We start from the raw sequence: 3,531 nt of genomic DNA, 5'->3' as shown, positions 1-3,531 counted from the left end.
AATACTCCCTCTCGTCGTCGTATGTATAGTCGCGGTCTTTATAGCGATAAAGGCATCTTCTCGCACGGAAATTTTAAATCAAACCCGAATTCCCATCAATCAAGCAAACGAAGACGCGAATAAAAATCCTAAAGAAATTTCTATTCGCACCAAAGACGGCACTTTAAAAATGAAAAATCCCGTAAGATTTCGCGAAGATTGCGACGGCGGAGACGGCGATGCCTGCGCCGTGCTTTCGAGCCTATTGCTACTAAATGGCGAAATTTCGCAAGAAGGCGCCAAAGATCTGCTTAAAAAAGGCTGCTACGAGCTTAACGGCGGCGAAAGCTGCACGAGACTCGCAGGCTACGAGGATAGAGATTCGCAAGAGGGTAGAAAACTGTATAAAAAAGCATGCAAGCTCGGTAACGGCGAAGGCTGCTTTATGTTCGGTTACGTCGCGTATTTTGACGACGATGACAAAGAAACGGGTACGCGATACTTTGAGCGATCGTGTGAGTTGCGATTTGCGGAGGCGTGCTATTTTCTAGTGGGAATTTATTCAAATGATCCGGCAAAATCGCAAAGATATCAGGCTCTGTTTGAAAAATATCAACAAGAAAACAACGATGCGATAATCAGCTTTAGGCGCAGATAATTTTACGGCTCAATGCACTTTTGCGCGGCTTCGTTTGCGAGCTTAAATTTGCGCAAATCAAAAGATGTCCTTTGCTCAGCAAGCATACAAATTTTAAATTTTTGCTCAAACCCAAGCGCCGCGTCAAATTTACACAAACGCAAAAAGTAAAATTTAATCGGTTTATAAATTTAAAGCCGACTTCGCGGAGAGATCGTCTCAAATTTACACACAAAGCGCGAGTATGAAAACAAAAGTGCCTTAAATTTTACTCATCACGTCGTCAATGATCGCTTGCGCGCCGTTTCGATCCGCAAGCTCAAGCAGTCCTTTGCTCGCGCGCGCCACGTCGAAGCTCTCAATCAAGCCCAAGATCCGCTCGCCGCTTGCGTCCTCTTGACGTAAAATTTCGCAAAGCCCGCACTCTTTAAGAAATTTCGCATTGTAAAACTGATGATCCGCCGCCGCGAATGGAAACGGCACGAATATCGCCGGCAGGCCGTTTGCGCAGAGCTCCCACAGCGTGCTGGCGCCGCTGCGCCCGACGCAAAGATCGGCGCTTGCGATGAGCTCGTGCATGTTTTTGCAAAAGCCCACGAGCTGCACATCCAGGCCCTGCTGCGCGTAGGTCTGCGAGATGCGCTCAAACTCGCGCTCGCCGCACTGATGGATCACGCCGTAGCCGAGGCTCAAAAGCTTAGGCGCAAGCTCCACGGCAAGCGAGTTGATAAAGCTCGCTCCCTGCGAGCCGCCCAAAAAGATGACCCTCTTAAGCGCCGTGCGCGACCGCGCCGTCTCGAAAAAAATATCCGCGATCGGATAAGCAAACGCGGGCTTTTCATAGGAGCTGTAAAACGCGCGCGCAAAGGGTCTTAGTAAGCGGTTTAGCCGACCGCAAACGGCGTTTTGCTCATGGATAAAAAACGGCACGCGAGAAAGGATCGCCGCGATGGATGCGGGCGCCGAGCTGTATCCACCCACGCTGATGAGCGCGCGGACGCCGTTTTGCTTTAAAATTTTACGCGCCGCAAGCGAAAGGCGCAGGATATTTAGCAGCGAGGCTAGCTTGGCAAAGCCCTTTTTATCGACGACGCCCGAGCTTTGCAAAAAATAGGTGCGCGCAAAAAGCTCGCTATTTTCAAACCACGCGCGATCCTGCCCACGGTTTGAGCCGATGAAGATCGCTCTGGTGCCCTGCTTCGCGAGATGAGCGGCTAAATTTTTAGCGATTATCAGATGCCCGCCGGTGCCGCCGCCGCTGATTGCTATGACCATACTTTTCCTTTAAATTTATAAAATTTCGCGCTTAAATTTAAGCCTCGGCGCGCTTTGGAGTAGAATTTTAAGCGCAAATTCGGCTCTAAATTTACGTCTAAATTTAAATCGCGTTCGCCTCAAAGCCCGCAAAAGCCTTAAAATTTCGCCCTTTTCGACGCCATCAAAACGAGCCCCACCGCAAACGACGCCGCGAGCAGGTGGCTGCCGCCGTAGCTTAGAAACGGCACGGCGATACCCTTAACCGGCGAGATCGACGTAATGCCGTAGGAATTGATAATGAACGAAAAGAAAAACATAAAGCCGATACCCAGGCAAAAGAGGAAATTTACGTTACTCGGCGACTTACTCGCGGTCTGAAAGATGCGAAAGAGCATCGCATAAAATAGCGCCACGATGAGTAAAATCCCGACGAACCCCCACTCCTCGGCTATACCTGCAAGCACGAAGTCGGTATGCACCTCGCTCAGATAGCCTAGCTTAAAGCTTCCAAGCCCAAGCCCCTGCCCGAAAAACTCGCCGTTGTTTATCGCATTTAGCGAGTGTCCGACCTGATACGGCGCGCTAGCGTCCTCTATACGCAGCCCGGCAGCGGTTTCCGGCGACATAAACGACAGCACGAAATCCTGCACGCCGCCCCACCACGAGCGCACGCGATCGACCCTGTGCGCACTCGTGACGATAAAAACGTAAGCAAGCCCCAAAATCCCCATAAAGCTAAAGCCGATGAGCTTGAAGCTAGTGCCCGCGAAAAGCGACATAAAAATCATCGTAAGCCCCAGCACCGCGACCTGCCCCAGATCGTTTTGCACGATGGCGACTAGGATTACTACAAAGCCGAAAAGCGCTACGTAAGGAAGCAGCGTCGCGATCTCGCGCCCGATGCTTTTTTTGGAGTGATCGAGCTTGCGCGAGAAGCTCCACGCCAAAAAGTAGATGAAGCCCACCTTGAAAAATTCCACCGGCGCGAGGTTAAAAAACGGCAGTCTGATCCAGCGCGCCGCGCCGTTTACGTCGGCGACCAGGGATTTGGGCAAAAAGCCCATCGCGAGCATCAAAATTCCCATTATCGCAAAAAGCGACATGCACACCGGCGTTAGGCATTTATCGGGATCGGCGCGCGAGACGATCCACATCACCGCGATGCAGGCGATCCCTACCGCGCACTGACGATAAAAAAAATGTAGTGGCGTAGCGCCCAGCAAAAGCACCGTATATGAGCTCAGCGACAGCGAAAATATCATGCCGATCGTAATGAGCGCGCAGGTGAAGTAATAAAGCCATTTATCGGTTCTCAATCGTCTCTCCGTTTTTAAATTTATTCGCATTTACGCGCGCCGTGCACGCTTCGTCCGCCGCACGAGCTCAAACCTCGCATCGCGCCCGTGCCGCACGGTGCCGATCGCGGCACCGCCTTTTAAAAAGCGTACGGCACGACCACGTATTGTCTTTTGGCACGCAGCACGATCGTGCATCTTTGACGCGCGGCGCGAATTTTATTCTCGCGCATAGGCAGCTTTGGCAGCGTACGCTGCGGGATAGCACGCCACAAGGTACGATCTCGCGTATCCCACAAGTGCGCATTGCCTACGCTCTATTCTAACATATCGCGGCGACTTTCGGCACGCGATAACAAGGTC

Annotated in this window: 3 protein-coding genes; 1 reads left to right on the top strand and 2 read right to left on the bottom strand. The window is 51.6% G+C overall.

The window, feature by feature from the left end:
- The coding region (locus Q0256_RS05200) for a hypothetical protein (protein WP_297960751.1) at positions 1 to 637 on the top strand (637 nt) is incomplete at its 5' end.
- A 240-nt stretch (positions 638 to 877) separates the two neighbouring features.
- Here the strand turns inward: Q0256_RS05200 and Q0256_RS05195 are convergent.
- Entirely contained in the window at positions 878 to 1,891 is a 1,014-nt protein-coding gene (locus tag Q0256_RS05195) for a UDP-N-acetylglucosamine--N-acetylmuramyl-(pentapeptide) pyrophosphoryl-undecaprenol N-acetylglucosamine transferase (RefSeq protein ID WP_297960748.1), read from the bottom strand.
- A gap of 137 nt (positions 1,892 to 2,028) precedes the next feature.
- Positions 2,029 to 3,189, bottom strand: a complete 1,161-nt coding sequence (locus tag Q0256_RS05190; RefSeq protein ID WP_177389148.1) for an FtsW/RodA/SpoVE family cell cycle protein — start codon at positions 3,187 to 3,189, stop codon at positions 2,029 to 2,031.
- Positions 3,190 to 3,531: the final 342 nt, after the last annotated feature.

This window comes from uncultured Campylobacter sp., assembly GCF_937949835.1.
Classification (GTDB): domain Bacteria; phylum Campylobacterota; class Campylobacteria; order Campylobacterales; family Campylobacteraceae; genus Campylobacter_B.
This window is presented reverse-complemented; position numbering and strand designations above follow the sequence as displayed.

Bases quoted from the DNA above. Each gene is read 5' to 3' on its own strand.
- Q0256_RS05195 (WP_297960748.1), bottom strand. From the start codon at position 1,891: ATGGTCATAGCAATCAGCGGCGGCGGCACCGGCGGGCATCTGATAATC.